The 16,609-nt window shown below is 33.2% G+C and carries 15 protein-coding genes; 9 read left to right on the top strand and 6 right to left on the bottom strand.

Features of this window, described 5'->3' with window-relative positions; genetic code table 11:
• From E9099_RS01235 to E9099_RS01210, 6 genes are read left to right on the top strand one after another with little or no spacing between them, the layout of a single operon-like run.
• Positions 1-993 carry a glycosyltransferase family 2 protein gene (locus E9099_RS01235; protein WP_136581933.1) on the top strand — a complete coding sequence of 331 codons (993 nt, stop codon included), beginning with the start codon at positions 1-3 and terminating at the stop codon, positions 991-993.
• Positions 993-2,111: a glycosyltransferase family 4 protein gene (locus E9099_RS01230; RefSeq protein WP_136581932.1), complete on the top strand. Its 1,119-nt coding sequence runs from the start codon at positions 993-995 to the stop codon at positions 2,109-2,111. Before E9099_RS01235 ends, E9099_RS01230 begins: the two co-directional genes overlap by 1 nt.
• Position 2,112: 1 nt before the next feature.
• The gene (locus E9099_RS01225; RefSeq protein WP_136581931.1) at positions 2,113-3,183 is read left to right on the top strand and encodes a glycosyltransferase; all 1,071 of its coding nucleotides are present in this window, start codon (positions 2,113-2,115) and stop codon (positions 3,181-3,183) included.
• Between the two features lie 5 nt (positions 3,184-3,188).
• Positions 3,189-4,535 (top strand): O-antigen ligase family protein, encoded by a 1,347-nt coding sequence (locus tag E9099_RS01220; protein WP_136581930.1) that lies wholly within the window; start codon positions 3,189-3,191, stop codon positions 4,533-4,535.
• The gene (locus tag E9099_RS01215; RefSeq protein ID WP_136581929.1) at positions 4,498-5,508 is read left to right on the top strand and encodes a glycosyltransferase family 4 protein; all 1,011 of its coding nucleotides are present in this window, start codon (positions 4,498-4,500) and stop codon (positions 5,506-5,508) included. Before E9099_RS01220 ends, E9099_RS01215 begins: the two co-directional genes overlap by 38 nt.
• A gap of 60 nt (positions 5,509-5,568) precedes the next feature.
• Complete coding sequence (locus tag E9099_RS01210; protein ID WP_136581928.1) at positions 5,569-6,963, top strand: sugar transferase; 1,395 nt, start codon at positions 5,569-5,571, stop codon at positions 6,961-6,963.
• A 128-nt stretch (positions 6,964-7,091) separates the two neighbouring features.
• Here the strand turns inward: E9099_RS01210 and E9099_RS01205 are convergent, their stop codons facing one another.
• Together E9099_RS01205 and E9099_RS01200 are read right to left on the bottom strand one after the other, a co-directional pair.
• Complete coding sequence (locus E9099_RS01205; RefSeq protein ID WP_136581927.1) at positions 7,092-8,267, bottom strand: DUF4105 domain-containing protein; 1,176 nt, start codon at positions 8,265-8,267, stop codon at positions 7,092-7,094.
• A gap of 14 nt (positions 8,268-8,281) precedes the next feature.
• The gene (locus E9099_RS01200) at positions 8,282-9,268 is read right to left on the bottom strand and encodes a PorV/PorQ family protein (RefSeq protein WP_136585104.1); all 987 of its coding nucleotides are present in this window, start codon (positions 9,266-9,268) and stop codon (positions 8,282-8,284) included.
• Positions 9,269-9,474: 206 nt separating this feature from the next.
• On the opposite strand from E9099_RS01200, the gene E9099_RS01195 reads away from it, so the two are divergent.
• The gene (locus E9099_RS01195) at positions 9,475-10,224 is read left to right on the top strand and encodes a CDP-alcohol phosphatidyltransferase family protein (RefSeq protein ID WP_136581926.1); all 750 of its coding nucleotides are present in this window, start codon (positions 9,475-9,477) and stop codon (positions 10,222-10,224) included.
• A gap of 27 nt (positions 10,225-10,251) precedes the next feature.
• The gene (locus tag E9099_RS01190; RefSeq protein ID WP_136581925.1) at positions 10,252-11,079 is read left to right on the top strand and encodes a TerC family protein; all 828 of its coding nucleotides are present in this window, start codon (positions 10,252-10,254) and stop codon (positions 11,077-11,079) included.
• Positions 11,080-11,223: 144 nt separating this feature from the next.
• On the opposite strand, the gene lptB is transcribed toward E9099_RS01190, so the two are convergent.
• The 4 genes from lptB to E9099_RS01170 form a co-directional block, all read right to left on the bottom strand.
• Positions 11,224-11,964: an LPS export ABC transporter ATP-binding protein gene (gene lptB, locus E9099_RS01185; protein WP_136581924.1), complete on the bottom strand. Its 741-nt coding sequence runs from the start codon at positions 11,962-11,964 to the stop codon at positions 11,224-11,226.
• Between the two features lie 75 nt (positions 11,965-12,039).
• Positions 12,040-12,402, bottom strand: a complete 363-nt coding sequence (locus E9099_RS01180) for a carboxymuconolactone decarboxylase family protein (RefSeq protein WP_136581923.1) — start codon at positions 12,400-12,402, stop codon at positions 12,040-12,042.
• Positions 12,386-13,222: a twin-arginine translocase subunit TatC gene (tatC, locus tag E9099_RS01175; RefSeq protein ID WP_136581922.1), complete on the bottom strand. Its 837-nt coding sequence runs from the start codon at positions 13,220-13,222 to the stop codon at positions 12,386-12,388. The genes E9099_RS01180 and tatC overlap by 17 nt, the downstream gene beginning before the upstream one ends.
• On the bottom strand, positions 13,222-14,187 hold the full coding sequence (locus E9099_RS01170; protein ID WP_136581921.1) for an SIS domain-containing protein: 966 nt from the start codon (positions 14,185-14,187) through the stop codon (positions 13,222-13,224). The genes tatC and E9099_RS01170 overlap by 1 nt, the downstream gene beginning before the upstream one ends.
• Before the next feature lie 202 nt (positions 14,188-14,389).
• Between E9099_RS01170 and E9099_RS01165 the strand changes: the two genes are divergently transcribed.
• On the top strand, positions 14,390-16,582 hold the full coding sequence (locus E9099_RS01165) for an ATP-dependent DNA helicase RecQ (protein ID WP_136581920.1): 2,193 nt from the start codon (positions 14,390-14,392) through the stop codon (positions 16,580-16,582).
• The last annotated feature ends 27 nt before the right edge of the window (positions 16,583-16,609 follow it).

Here is a 16,609-nt window from a genome sequence, read left to right as displayed (position 1 = left end):
ATGAATTTTTCTCTACTAATTTGTACTTATATGCGTCCAAAAGCAATAATTCAGCTTTTGGAATCGGTAAACAAACAGACTCTTTATCCAAATGACATCATAATTATTGATGGTTCCACAAATAGGGATACCGAAATAATTTTAAAAGACAAAGCGTTTAAAAATCTAAGTTATTATAAAGTTGAAGCAGATAATAGAGGCTTAACAAAACAACGTAATTTCGGAATTACTCATGTTGGAAATACAATAGATGTGGTTTGTTTTTTAGATGATGATGTCGTTTTAGAACCTCATTATTTTGAACAATTATTATCTACATATAAAGCGCATCCAGAAGCATTAGCAGTTGGTGGTTATATAACTAATGAGATAGATTGGCAAAAACAAACTACAGAAAACGATACAAACTATTTTTATTATGATGGTTGGCAACGCAAAGAACCTTTACGTTTTAAAATAAGGAGGTTATTTGGAGTTTTACCTGATGTGCCTCCAGGGTTTATGCCTACTTTTTCAAATGGGCGGTCAGTCAGTTTTTTACCCCCTTCGGGTAAAGTGTATCCAGTAGAACAAATAATGGGAGGTGTGTCATCTTATAAAAAGGAGGTGTTTGACACCTTAAATTTTTCAACATATTTTGAAGGGTACGGGTTGTATGAAGATGCCGATTTCTCTTTACGTATAGCTAAACAAGGGATGTTATATATTAATACTGCAGCACAATTAGCACATCATCATGAGCCTTCAGGCAGACCTAATAAATTTAGTTATGGGAAAATGGTTATTAGAAATGGCTGGTATGTTTGGCGCGTAAAATATTCAAATCCTAAATTTAAAGCGAGGTTTAAATGGCACGTAATTGCTATCTTGTTAACTAAGGTTAGATTGCTTAATGTTATTACAACAGCTAATAAAAAAGAAGCATTTACAGAAAGCTTAGGGCGTATAGTGGGCTGGTTTTCTTTATTTTTTAACCCTCCAAAACATAACTAATGCGTTTTTTAATAATAAGCCATGTCTTACATAAATCAAATGCCCATCAGTGGTATGCTTATGCACCTTATGTGCGTGAGATGAATTTGTGGTTAAAGCATGTGGATGAGGTTGAGATTGTGGCACCGCTAACTGAAGTCTCAATTTCTGAGATAGATATAGCCTATAGTCATGACAATATTACATTAACTCAAATACCTGCAATAGCCTTTGTTAATATTAGTCGTGGTATTAAGTCTTTGCTAGTATTACCATATATTCTTTTTAAGTTATGGAAGGCTTGTAAACGCGCCGATCATATTCATTTAAGATGTCCTGGTAATATCGGATTATTGGGGTGTTTGGTACAGTTTTTCTTTCCAAAGAAAGTCAAAACTGCAAAATATGCTGGTAATTGGGATCCTAATGCCAATCAACCTAAGAGTTATCGTATTCAAAAGAACATATTAAGTAATATCAAATGGACAAAAAAGATGACTGCTCTAGTTTATGGAGATTGGCCAAATCAGACTAAAAATATTAAATCATTTTTTACTGCAACTTATAAAGATCAAGATCGAGTAATACCGGTTACTCGCGACTATACAAAAGGTTTAGAGTTTGTATTTGTCGGAAGTTTGGTAACAGGTAAACGTCCTTTATTGGCCATACAAATTGTAGAGCAATTACTAAGGAGCGGTGTTAAGTGTAATTTACAATTGTTTGGAGATGGTGTTTTGAAACAAGAGGTGCAACAGTATGTAAAAGATAAACAATTAGGTAGTGATATTGTTCTACATGGTAATAAAACTAATGAAACTGTCAAGGCTGCATTGCAGTCAGCTCATTTTACAATATTAGCCTCTAAGTCCGAAGGATGGCCTAAAGCCTTGGCAGAGGCTATGTTTTTTGGTGTCATACCAATCGCGACCGCTATATCTTGTGTTTCAAACATGTTGGATTATGGAAATCGAGGAATACTTATAGCGCCTAATGTGGATGATGCCGTTTCTAAAATACTATTAGCTTTAAAATCCAATGATGGATTAGAGACGATGTCTAAATTAGCATCGGACTGGTCGCAACAGTATACTCTAGATGTGTTTGAAAGTGAAATTGAAAAACTAATAAAGGCTTAAAATGAAAGTATTACAACTTATAGACAGTCTAGAAGCAGGAGGTGCAGAGCGTGTTGCAGTTAATTATGCCAATGGGTTACTTGATAAAGTCGATGGTAGTTATTTGTGCGCTACAAGAACAGAAGGCTTGTTAAAAGCTAACTTGAAGCAAGAGGTGGGCTACTTATTTTTAAAGAAAAAGTCCGCTTTAGATATTACGGCTATTAGAGGTTTATATTTTTTTATTAAAAAAGAGGGGATAACATTAATACATGCACACAGTTCCTCTTTTTTTTTGGCAACACTTGTTAAGTTAATACACCCAAAAATTAAATTGATTTGGCATGATCATTATGGTAATCGCGTTAATAGTACATTTAAACACATTTTTATCTTAAAAATATGTTCGTTATTCTTTTCTAATATTTTAGTTGTTAGTACTGATTTAGAAAAATGGGCAAAAAAAAAGTTATGGACCCAAAAGATAAAATATATACAAAATTACCCACAACTAGACTCAAGTAAAAAACAAACAGTTCTTAAAGGTGAGAAGAATAAAAGAATAGTATGTTTGGCAAACTTAAGATCAGATAAAAATCATACATTTTTAATTAAAGCATTTCGTGAAATTTTAGATGTATATCCTGATTGGACCTTACATTTAATAGGTAAGGATAATAATGATCAATACGCGCATAACTTAAAACAATTAATAAAATCTTTGTTACTAACTGATACTGTTTTTTTGTACGGTAGTTGTCCTGATACTTCAAATATATTAAGTCAATCGCAAATAGGAGTTTTATCTTCAAAATCAGAAGGCTTACCTTTGGCATTGTTAGAATATGGTTTGGTTGGTTTAGCGACTATAACGACGGATGTAGGACAATGTGGTACAGTAATTACGAATCATGAGAATGGTATAGTGATAACGTCTAATAATCAAGAAGAGCTTTGCAAAGCTCTAAGATTTTATATAGAGAATAAAAAAATAAGACAATCCTATTCTGATCAATTAAGAAAACATATTTTGGAGGAATATTCTGAAATTTCAACGTTACAGAATATTGTAAAGATTTATAATAGATTATAATTTAAATGCAAAAAAACTATTTAAAACTATTGGGTTTACACGTGTTGATAGGCATTTTTATTTACCTATCAAAAGCTTTAGGTAATCTTTATTTTTATGGTATTGTATTTTATTTTTTAATTAAAATAATTAGCGCTAAACAACAATTAAAATCTTTAGAAGTTGTTAAAGCTTGTGCGTACATAGTCGGTGCTGAGGTTATTTTGCGCATGACCAATAGTGGCCCTTTTTATGAGGCTAGTAAATATTTAGTGATTTTATTTTCCGTGTTAGGCTTGTTTTATAATGGGTTTAATAAAAAAGCAGTATCTTATTTATTGTATTTACTACTTTTAATTCCAGGTATCTATGTGTCTTTGTACCTTTTGGATATAGGTGTTAATATAAGAAAGGCGATAGCTTTTAATTTAAGTGGTCCCACCACTTTAGGAGTTGTGGCGTTATTTTGTTTTGGATTAAAAATCACTAAAAAACAACTAAAAATGATTATTAATTATATGCTGTTCCCTTTAGTTAGTACATTGGCTTATGTGATTATGTATAATCCAGATGTGGCATCGGTTTCAACTGGGACAGGTTCTAATTTTGCAGCTTCAGGCGGCTTTGGTCCTAATCAAATGGCTACGGTGTTAGGTTTAGGTTTCTTTTTAATGACGGTGCGTTTTTTTTATTTTAGTAAGACCAAATTATTACGTTATATCGATTTAGCATTTGTGTTATTATTTGCGTTTAGAGCGATCGTTACATTTAGTAGAGGGGGTGTTTTTACTGCTATTATTATGATTGTCGCGTTTATCTTTTTATTATATAGAACGATGGATAAAACCAATAAAAATAAGATGCTACTCTCTGTAGTTGCGTTTTTGATTATTGGTGTAGCAACTTGGATTATTTCTGCAAGCCAAACCAATGGTATGATTGAGAAACGTTATGCTAACCAAAATGCTATGGGCCAAGAAAAAAGCGATATTAGTACAGGTCGAGGTGGTTTATTTTTAGAAGAATTTGAAGAGTTTATTGATAGCCCATTTTTAGGCGTTGGCGTAGGTCGGGTTAAAGATTTACGTTTCCAAAAAACAGGGATCCATGCCGCCTCTCATAATGAAATGAGTCGTATTATAGCAGAGCATGGTTTTCTTGGTGTATTAGCATTTTCTATTTTATTAGTGGTGCCTTTATTTTTTAGAATGGGTAATAGAAGTAATGTGTTATTCTTTTCCTTTTATTTATTTTGGCTACTGACCATTAATCATTCGGCAATGCGTATTGCTGCACCTGCTTTTATTTATGCATTAAGTTTATTACATATTATTGATGAAAAACCTGGTTTACATAGGCAACAAATTAAATAGAAAAGGTAAAACAGCCACGACTATTGATACCTTAGGTAAAGGACTTGAGGCGTCTGGTTTTAAGATTTACTATGCTTCTAGTTATAATAACATCGTGTTACGACTTATGGATATGTTATGGACGGTTTTTAAACATAGAAAAACAACGGACTATGTCTTAATTGACACGTATAGCACTTTAAATTTTTATTACGCCTACGCAGTAAGCAAATGGTGCCAAATTTTAAAGTTGAAATATATTCCCATTTTGCATGGCGGGAATCTACCTCAAAGACTAAAAACGAGTCCAAAATTAAGTGCGTCCATTTTTAAAAAAGCGTATGTAAATAGTGCACCCTCTAATTATTTGAAGTTTCAATTTGAAACGTATGGGTATACTAATGTAAAACTGATCCCTAATAGTATTCAAATAGAAGCCTATCCATTTAAACCGAGAGGTATTGATGCCGTTCATTTACTTTGGGTACGCTCGTTTTCAAAACTCTATAACCCTAAATTGGCAGTAGACGTGTTGCATTCACTTAAAAGTAAAGACAGCAACGCCACACTCTGTATGGTCGGTCCTGATAACGATGGTAGTTTAGAAGATACCAAAGCATACGCTAAAATAAGCGGTGTGGAAGTCACCTTTACAGGGAAATTAGATAAAGCTGCTTGGGTGTTATTGTCAGAAGATTATAACCTATTTATTAATACCACTAATTTTGATAATACGCCTGTTAGTATTATCGAAGCTATGGCTTTAGGCTTACCAATTGTGTCTACTAATGTTGGTGGTTTACCTTTTTTAATTGAAAATAATAGCGAAGGGTTATTGGTGGAACCGAATAATACGGAAGCGTTTGTAGAAGCTATATTAAAATATAAAAATAATGAATGGCTTTGTCAGTCCATTATAAAACAAGCCAGAACAAAAGCAGAAACCTTTAATTGGGAACATGTGAAGGAATACTGGTTGGCGACTTTAAAGTAAAAACCTTGCCGTAAAGTAATTACTTGTTATATTTGAAATAATTCTTCCAACTAACCAACAATGAGTAATAACAGTGGTATTCACTTTGAGATTTCTGAACGTAAAATTCTGTTACGTTTATTTGACCTGCTGTTTGTTGGAGTGTCATTATATTTAGTCAGTACTTTTTTTGAGTTTGATTATTTTAGAGTGTATGATAAGCATTGGGCGTGGTTTTTAGTGCTGGCACTTTATATTTCAGTATTTGGTACGGTGTTAGAATTGTATGATTTACAAAAATCCAGCCGATTAGATACCGTTTTAGGAACCGTCTTAATGACCACGTCAGCAACCGTTTTATTTTATTTGTTGACTCCTTTTTATACACCGTCTTTGCCTGAAAACAGATTACAAATTCTTTATTTTTATTTGGCTATTCTGTTTGGTTTATACCTTTGGAGATGGGCTTATATTACTTTTATTTCGTCCCCTAGATTTTTTAAAAAAGTATTGTTGGTTGGAGAGACGTCTAATATTAAATCCATTGTGGATGCCTTTGCCAATGCAGACCCTAATTACAAAATCATAGGGTTTATTAATTGTGAAATTGAAAAGAAAGAGACTATTAAATATACTGGGTTACAGGAATATGAGCCTGCTGATTTACACCAGATTATAAAAGAGGAAAGTATTTCTGAAGTGGTTATCGCTAGTTATAATTCGGAAAATATTACACCTGCTATTTATAGTGATTTGATTATGCTTTTGGAGAAAGGATTTCCTATAAAAGAGTATACGCAAGTGTATGAGGATATTACGTATCGTGTACCCGTACAGTTTGTCGGTAAAGATTTTTATAAATACTTTCCGTTTAGTCGAAACAATAAAAATAAACTCTATTTAACATATAGACGTTTATTTGATGTCCTTTTGGCTAGTGTTGGCGTCCTGATCGGATTGTTAATTTTACCTTTAGTATTAATAGGAAATGCTATTGGGAATAGAGGTCCTTTGTTTTATTCGCAAGAACGCGTCGGGCAAAATGGTGTCCCCTTTAAGATTTTTAAATTCAGGACTATGATTAAAAATGCAGAAACGAATAAAGCTGTTTGGGCCACAAAAAATGATAGCCGTATTACTGCTTTTGGTAAATTTTTACGCGTCTCTAGATTAGATGAAATGCCACAGTTTATAAATATTCTTAAAGGTGATATGAGTTTGATCGGACCACGTCCTGAACGTCCGTATTTTGTTAAAGAATTGTCTCAGGTCATTCCATTTTACGAAACTAGGCATATTATAAAACCTGGGCTTACAGGTTGGGCACAAGTCAAAGCACGTTACGGATCTAGTGTGGATGATAGTCTATTAAAATTGCAGTATGACTTATACTATATCAAGCATCGTAGTTTTTTACTAGACATTAATATCATTGTCAAAACCCTAAGTACGGTGATCTTTTTTAGAGGACAGTAGGCCGATTTGTAGTTTTGACTTAGTCAATAACTGCTGAACATATCTATCTGCCAGAATTAGTAAATGCAGGCAAAAGTAAACAAGAGGTCGTGATAAAATTATTAGCTTTTCTAATGGTGTTATAAAAACTAAATAGCTGTTAACTTATAATGTTTTAAGAGAAAAACATATCTAATTACTAAAGCAATTAATAACGGGATTAAAGCAGGAGCAAAGCGTTGTACACCAATAGTCCAATGCATAACTAATAAGCATAACATTAGTATAGAAAACTTAATATAGGCTATAAACCATTTTTTAGGCACGGTTTTTATAATTTGTAGGACACAAAATAGACTTAAAGGAAAAGCCCATAGGACATTGTAATTATAGGCTGTTCCTGTGTGGTCTGTAGCAAACCATAATAAAAATAATAAGACACCAATTAGACCAGTGGTGATAAATATAGCCAGGTCTACCCCTTTAGAACGTACTTTGTTTTTAAAGTCTTTATAAGTTATAAAAATGATAAGTCCTCCAATTAGTAACATGACTAGTAAAGGACTAGTTAAAAATGAGCTGGTCTTGTTTTCATTCTCCCCTTTTTGTGTATAAATCGTTTTAGAGTTTGAGACTAGTTTTTGACCAGAATCTTTTAAGGTGGCTGTCTCAAAATTTTGATTAACATATTCTGGTAAAAAGAGTTGTTCTCTTGGCGTTGCTGTACGGTCTATAATCGATCCTAAAGCGATATCAATACCAAAACTACCCCAAGTATTCCAATGTAAATTAGCATCAATTAATTGTCTAAAGGTCTGCTTTTTGTAATGATCAGGTAGGTTGTAGATTAAATTACCAGCCAAGGTTGTTTCAATAGCATCTCTGATTTTAGTCGCACAATTATCATAGAAAAAATCATATAAATAAGCGCCTTGATTGTTTTTGTAATTGGCTTCTAAGTAATCGTATAAGTTTTGCTTCTCAACTGCAGTAAGCTGTAGTTGCTGTTCTTTTATTGTTCGGTTTTCATTGCGATAAAGGGCAATAAAATGCTTGTAATTTGATTTGCCTTGTAGGTAGTTTAGTTTTCCTCTGGCAAAGTTTAAATAGAAACCAGGGGCATCAAAATCATAACGTCCAAAGTCGTAAGTAATATCATAAAATCTAGAGTGTACTCTAATGGCATTGTGGCCAAAAGCATCATTTAGGTTGCTTCCTGGTCCAATAGTAATAACACTTACTGTGGCATCTTGAGACAATGGTATGCTTTGAGAAAAAGCAGTAGCCATTGTAAATAAAAAGAAAAATTGTAAAGCTTTTATCATGTTACAAAGATAACTTATCTAAAAACACTAAAGTCCAGTTTTAACGAAAACACATTAGAATATAGTGCGACACTTTGGTCTCCAATATCCGTAAAAGCATAATCTACTTGAATGCCTTTATATTTAAACCCGACACCAAAGCTTGGCTGAAATGTTAAATCTTCGGAATTGTCTATCTGTAATTCGTTTTGAAAATTACCAACACCTGTTCTTAAGTAAATCATATCTACATAGCCAAATTCAAAGCCTAAAGCAGGGTTGATACTTGCAAAAGAGGTTGATATCACATCGTTGTTTTGTTCAAATCTGACGTTTAAGTCTAATTCGGCCTCCAAAGTATAGTCGTAATGAAAGCGGTATAATTTAGCAATACCTATTTGTAATTTAGGAATCGTAATTTCTGTTGTTTCTGGTAAGTCTTGATTTTGACCTTCCACAGCATTTTGGACTTTAGCAAATTCATCGTCATTAATAGTCCAAGCATTAAAGGTTGTCGTTATATCACGAGCCATAATACCAAACTTCCAATTATTTTTAGTTTCAAATTGAATGGCAGCATCTAAACCAAATCCCCAACTTGAGGCGAAATCACCAATAATACGTCGAATGATTTTAGCATTAACACCATAACTTAATCCTTGGATAGGTAGATCTCTAGCATATGAAAACGTTACACCATAATCTGCGGTAGAGAATAAACTAATACGATCGTAATTAATATTACCTTGCTCGTCAATAAGTTGTGTTGTGTCTAAAATATCATCGACAGCAAAACGGATTAAAGAAATTCCGAAGGCACTGTCTTCATCTAAAGGCATCGCAAAAGCGGCGTAGTCATAATTTGCAATATTAGCAAAATAACTAGAGTGCATTAAGGCTAACTGGTTGTCTTCTAGGTGAACTAATCCTGCAGGGTTCCAATAGCCAGAATTAACATCATTAGATCTAGCAACTGTAGCATTACTTAAACCTAAAGCAGCAGCATCCACACCTATATTCATAAATTCATTTGAATATTTACGTGTCGTTTGTGCGATAGTAAATGATGCACACAGCAGTAAAAAGGCTAGTAAATGTACTTTCAATTTCAATTTTTTTTACAAAGATGCTATAATTTTTCTATATATAAAACTTCAATTTTAATACTATATTGCTCAGTGTTTGGAATAGAACAAAATACTTTGCTATTTTTACAAAAAACTAACGGATGAACATTAAAGCTTTTATACCTAACTTTATAACACTTCTTAATTTATTTTGCGGAAGTGTTGCCGTAATCTTTGCGGTTAATAACCATTTTGTGTTTGCTGCATTTTTTGTGTTTCTAGGAATTTTCTTTGACTTTTTTGATGGATTATTAGCTAGAAAATTAAATGTGCAAAGCGAACTTGGACTTCAGCTAGATAGCTTAGCAGATATGGTTACTAGTGGATTAGTGCCAGGTATTGTGGTGTTTAAATTACTGGAATTGGCAAGTAATGGTAGAGCGATTACCTCTGTTGACGAATGGTCAGAAACCATGAATTGGTCAGGTTACCATTTTAATTTACTACCATTTATTGGGTTATTTGTGACATTAGCGTCTGCTTACAGACTGGCACGTTTTAATATAGATGAAGACCAACAGAGTTACTTTAAAGGTTTACCAACACCTGCAAACGCGTTACTAATTTTATCATTGCCTTTAATTCTAGAGTTTCAGAATAACGATTTAATTAATAGTATTATACTTAATCAATGGTTTTTAATAGCCTTGACGGTATTGAGTTGCTATATCTTAAATTCGCCAGTAAAATTATTCGCCTTAAAATTTAAAGAGTGGAGTTTTAAGTCCAATGCAGTCCGTTACATCTTTATTATTTTAAGTGTTATACTTTTAATTGTATTACATTTTGCTGCTATACCGGCAATTATTATACTGTATATCTTACTATCCTTGTTTAACAATATTAATTAAATTTATAAAATCAACTATTTATAGCTCATGTTAGAAATTATTTTCACATTATTTATGCTTGTCTTATTACAAGCCGTTTTAGGATTTGATAACCTTTTATATATCTCTTTAGAATCAAAAAAAGCACCTGAAGCAGATCAGAAACGTGTTAGGAAAGTCGGTATTTTAATTGCTATTGTACTACGTATTATTTTATTGTTTGTCCTAGTATCAATTATTGACTTTTTTAAAGAACCTTTTTCTTTCATGACAGGCGAGTTAGGTAGTGTTGCTAGTTTTGCTTTTAATGGGCATAGTTTAATAGTACTTGCTGGAGGTGGTTTTATTATTTATACTGCTATTAAAGAAATTTGGCATATGATTGGAGCCCATGATTTAGATGCTGATATAGAAGGAGACGGGACACGTGGTAAATCTGCCAATGCCGTTATAACAAGTATTGTTATCATGAATTTAGTATTCTCTTTTGATTCTATTTTAGCAGCCATAGGATTAACTAGCGAAATTGAAAGTAGTACAACAGCATTTATAGTTATGGCAATTGCCATTGTAATTAGTGGGTTGTTAATGTTGTTTTTAGCAGACCGAATTTCTTCGTTTTTAGCTAAGAATAGAATGTATGAGGTCCTTGGGTTATTTATCTTATTTATAGTCGGGATTATGTTAGTAACAGAAGGTGGGCATTTAGCACAATTAGAGTTATTTGGAAATCCTATTGAGTCTATGAGTAAAACAACTTTTTACTTTGTATTGGTTATTTTAATTATTGTAGATGTTGTACAAGGACGCTATCAGAAGAAAATTTTAGCGGAGAATGCTAAAGCTAATGTAAGAAAAGTAAAGGAAGAGGTTTAAGACCAACTTTAATATATAAAGAAAAAGCCCAATTGAAAATTCAATTGGGCTTTTTTATGGTTTTATTTAAGATGAAATCTAAGTCTTTTTTCTGTTAATTATACTCTCTACAAGAGGGAATGATAGACAGCGTAAGACTTTAATTTAATCTCTAATCTTCTTTTTACGTAATTCAAAATTCTGACCTAAGTATACTTTTCGGACCATTTCATCATTGGCTAGTTCTTCAGGTTCTCCTGCTTTAAGGATACTTCCTTCAAACATTAAATAGGTACGGTCTGTAATTGCTAAGGTTTCTTGAACATTGTGATCGGTAATAAGTATACCAATGTTCTTTTTGGTTAATTGCGCTACAATACGTTGTATGTCTTCTACAGCTACAGGATCTACTCCTGCAAAAGGTTCATCCAATAAAATAAAACTAGGATTGGTCGCTAAGGCACGTGCAATCTCTGTACGACGACGTTCTCCTCCTGATAATAAATCCCCTCTGCTTTTTCTGATATGCTCTAAACTAAACTCTTCAATCAAGGATTCCATGCGGTGCAATTGTTCCTTTTTGGTTAGTTTGGTCATTTGTAAAACACTTAAAATATTGTCTTCAATACTAAGTTTTCTAAACACCGAAGCTTCTTGTGCTAAGTAACCAATACCGTTTTGAGCACGTTTGTACATAGGATAGTTAGTAATGTTGGTGTCATCTAAATAGATATTACCAGCATTTGGTTTTACTAAACCAACCGTCATATAAAAAGAGGTGGTCTTTCCAGCACCATTAGGGCCTAAAAGCCCAACAATTTCACCTTGACTAACCTCAAGCGATACGTCTTTTACTACTTTACGTCCGTTGTAGGACTTCATTAAATGTTCGGCTCTAAGCTTCATTTGGTGTGTTTAATTGTGCTAAAAATAAGCATTTCAATATAACTTCTAAAAAAGGGACTTTAATTTATCTAAAGTTTAACCTTGTTGTACAACATCTTGAGCTTCTAAAGCTTCCCAAAACTCGTAAGCGCGTCTTAAGTGTGGTATGACTATTGTACCACCAACTAATGTGGCAATACTTAAGGTTTCCATAACTTGCTCTTTGGTTAGACCATGTTTGTAACTAGATTCTAAATGGTATTTAATACAGTCATCGCAACGTAATACTGTAGAGGCTACAAGTCCTAATAACTCTTTCGTTTTAACATCCAAAGTCCCTTCTGAAAAGGCATTGGTATCAAGGTTAAAAATACGCTTGATTATTTTATTATTATCGCCTAGAATTTTATCATTCATTTTTTCGCGATAGTCGTTAAATTCTTTAACTGGTTCTGACATCTTTTTTTTCTTTTTTATTTTCTTTTTTTACTACCATTCTAGAGATATGGATACTAACTTCATATAGAACTAGTACAGGAATCGCTACAATAATTTGACTTGCTACATCCGGAGGTGTAATTACTGCCGACAAAATTAAGACAATAACTAATGCGAATTTTCGATATTTTTTTAAAAATTGAGGGGTAACCAGACCTACTTTTGTTAAAAAGTATATTAATATGGGTAACTCAAAAATAATACCAGACGCTAATACAGAGGCTCTGATTAAACCAATATAAGAGGAGATGTCAATTTCGTTTGATACTTCTGCACTTACAGAGTATGTTCCTAAAAAGTTGATAGATAACGGGGTTATAATATAATATCCAAATAACACGCCCATAAAAAACAAGAGGGAAGATATTACAATAAAACCAGTGGATGTTCTTCTTTCTTTAGAGGTTAATCCAGGACTAATAAATTTCCATAATTGATAAATGACATAGGGGAAGGCTACAATAAATCCGGCATATATGGAGGTCCATATATGTATGGAAAATTGCCCCGCCATTTCACGGTTTTGGATAATAAACGGAAATGAGTCGGCACAAAAGCTAATGTTATCGAATCCGAAAAATTGAGACATTTCACACAACGATTGGTACGTTGGAAAATCCATTTTCTGGGGTGCAAATAAAATGCTGTCAAACAAAATACTTGGAAAACAGAACGCTACCAATCCACAAAGAACAACAGCAGATACAATCCTAATTAAATGCCACCTTAAATCTTCAAGATGATCTAAAAAGGACATCTCATTTACATTTTTTTTCGCCATTATAAAATACCTTCTCTAATTAAATCATGGACGTGCACAACACCTGCGTATTTACCATCATTTTCTACTAATAATTGAGATATACCGTACGTTTCAATAACTTCCATAGCATCAATAGCCATAGCTTGTTCTTCAATACGTTTAGGATTTGGACTCATAATATCCTTCGCCGTTAAGCTAGTAAAATTATCCACTTTACTTAACATACGACGTAAATCACCATCTGTAATAATACCTACAATTTTATTGTTTTCTGTAACGGCAGTGACACCCAACATTTTTTCGGAAATTTCAATAATAACCTGTTTGATGTTCGTGTCTAAAGTAACTTCTGGTTTTTGATTAACAGAAGAAATATCATGTACTCTTAAATATAATTTTTTTCCTAAAGCGCCACCTGGATGGTATTTAGCGAAATCTGTACTAGAAAACCCTCTGATTTCTAATAAGCTGACAGCCAATGCATCTCCTAAAACTAATTGCGCGGTCGTACTAGTGGTCGGGGCTAGGTTATTTGGACAGGCTTCTTTTTCTACAAATGCATTTAAAACAAAATCGGCTTGTTGGCCTAAAAACGAATCTTTATTACCAGTTATGGCAATCATTTTATTTTTTGCATTTTTTATTAAAGGGACTAAAACTTTAATTTCGGGTGTATTTCCGCTTTTAGAAATACAGATGACAACGTCGTCATGGAGTATCAATCCTAAGTCACCATGTATCGCATCTGCAGCGTGCATAAATACCGCAGGAGTTCCTGTCGAGTTTAGCGTAGCTACTATCTTTGTTGCTATTATGGCACTTTTTCCAATACCTGTAATTATGACACGACCTTTAGAATTATAAATTAATTCTACTGCTTCAGCAAAGTCATTATCAATTAAATTAGACAGATTTAATATAGACTGTCCTTCTAATTTAATAGTTTCTTTGGCACTACTAATAATGGACGCTTTTGTTTTCAATGTGTTTAATTTTTTTTGGTTTATAAAGATTTTACTATCTTTAGTTTTATTCTAAAAAACATTTTCTGTTTTGAAGAATTATATTGGCAACAAATTTAGCGAAAAAATAGAGAGGGAAATTAAATTTTGAGCAAGATTTTATTTGTTAGCCATATGTGAGTAAATAAGGATGAATAATTAATTTAATACATAAGTTAGACTAGTGAAAAGCGATTTGCATACTGCACTAAAAAAATATTTTGGGTTTGACGAGTTTAAAGGACTCCAAGAACAGGTTATACAAAGTATTACAAAACAAGAAAATACATTTGTGATCATGCCAACGGGTGGTGGTAAAAGTTTATGCTACCAATTACCGGCGTTAATGCAAGAGGGTACTGCTATTGTAGTGTCACCTTTAATTGCACTAATGAAAAATCAGGTGGATGCCATTCGTGGTATCTCTGATCAACATGGTGTTGCACATGTATTAAATTCATCTTTAAACAAGACAGAAGTTAAACAAGTTAAAGAGGATATTACCAACGGTATTACTAAACTGTTGTACGTCGCTCCAGAATCTTTAACTAAAGAAGAGAACGTTGAATTTTTACGAACCGTAAAAATCTCTTTCATGGCAGTGGACGAAGCCCATTGTATAAGTGAATGGGGACATGATTTTAGACCAGAATACCGTAACCTAAGATCTATTATAAGGCGTATAGGGGATGATATCCCTATAATTGGATTAACAGCAACTGCGACACCTAAAGTTCAAGAAGATATCTTGAAAAACTTAGGGATGAATGATGCCAATACGTTTAAAGCGTCTTTTAATAGACCCAATTTATATTACGAAATACGTCCAAAAACCAAAACCGTAGATGCTGATATTATCCGTTTTGTAAAGCAAAACGAAGGTAAATCAGGTATTATCTATTGTTTAAGTAGAAAGCGTGTGGAAGAGTTAGCACAGGTCTTACAGGTTAATGGTGTAAAAGCTGTGCCTTATCATGCGGGATTAGATGCTAAAAAACGCTCTAACCATCAAGACATGTTTTTGATGGAAGATATTGATGTTGTTGTGGCTACCATTGCTTTTGGAATGGGAATTGACAAACCAGATGTGCGTTTTGTAATTCACCATGACATTCCTAAAAGTATAGAAAGTTATTATCAGGAAACTGGTCGTGCTGGACGTGATGGAGGAGAGGGACATTGTTTAGCATACTACGCGTACAAGGATATCGAAAAACTAGAAAAATTTATGTCGGGTAAACCGGTAGCGGAGCAAGAAATTGGTCAGGCGTTACTGCAAGAGGTGGTCGCTTTCGCGGAAACTTCAATATCAAGACGTAAATTTATACTACATTATTTTGGAGAAGCTTTTGATAATGCTACAGGCGAAGGTGGAGAAATGGACGATAATATGCGTCATCCAAAAGAAAAGCAAGAAGCAAAAGAGGATGTTAAATTACTCTTAGAAATAGTGGATGCTACTAACGAAAAATATAAAGCAAAAGATCTTGTAAGTGTTATTACAGGAAAAACCAATGCTTTAATTTCTTCTCATAAAACAGATACACAACCCTTTTTTGGTAAAGGAAAAGATAAAGATAAGTCGTATTGGATGGCTTTAACACGCCAAGCGTTAGTCGCTGTGTTCTTAAAAAAGGATATAGAAACTTATGGAGTTATTAAAATAACAGAAAAAGGACACGCGTATATTAAAAAGCCAGAATCTTTTATGATGACTAAAGATCACCAATTTGGTGATGCTACAGACAACTCTATTATCACAGCACAAAGTGGTACTGGAGCAGTTGTAGACGAGGCACTAATGTCGATGCTTAAAGATTTAAGAAAATCTAATGCTAAAAAATTAGGAGTGCCCCCTTTTGTTATCTTTCAGGACCCTTCTTTAGAAGATATGGCGTTAAAATATCCCGTGTCTGTAGTAGAATTATCTAATGTACATGGTGTAGGAGAAGGTAAAGCTAAAAAATACGGTAAGGATTTTGTTAATTTAATTGCACAATATGTCGAAGATAATGACATTACAAGACCGGATGATTTAGTAGTTAAATCTACAGGTAGTAACTCCGCGCTTAAATTATATATCATACAAAACGTAGATAGAAAATTACCTTTAACAGATATCTCTTCCGCTAAAGGTATGGAAATGAATGCTTTTATAAAAGAAATGGAAGCGATTGTCTTTTCTGGGACAAAACTAAATATTGATTATTGGATTAATGATATTTTAGATGAAGACCAACAGGAAGAAATTCATGATTATTTTATGGAATCAGAAACCGATAAGATAGATGTTGCGATAGACGAGTTTGATGGTGATTATGATGATGAAGAATTACGTTTGTATCGTATTAAATTTATAAGCGAAGTCGCAAACTAAAAGCGAGATCTAAATAAATAGAAGTAA

This window comes from Psychroserpens sp. NJDZ02, assembly GCF_004843725.1.
Taxonomy (GTDB): domain Bacteria; phylum Bacteroidota; class Bacteroidia; order Flavobacteriales; family Flavobacteriaceae; genus Olleya.
The sequence above is the reverse complement of the archived record's forward strand: the minus strand, read 5'-3'. Positions and strand labels throughout refer to the sequence as shown.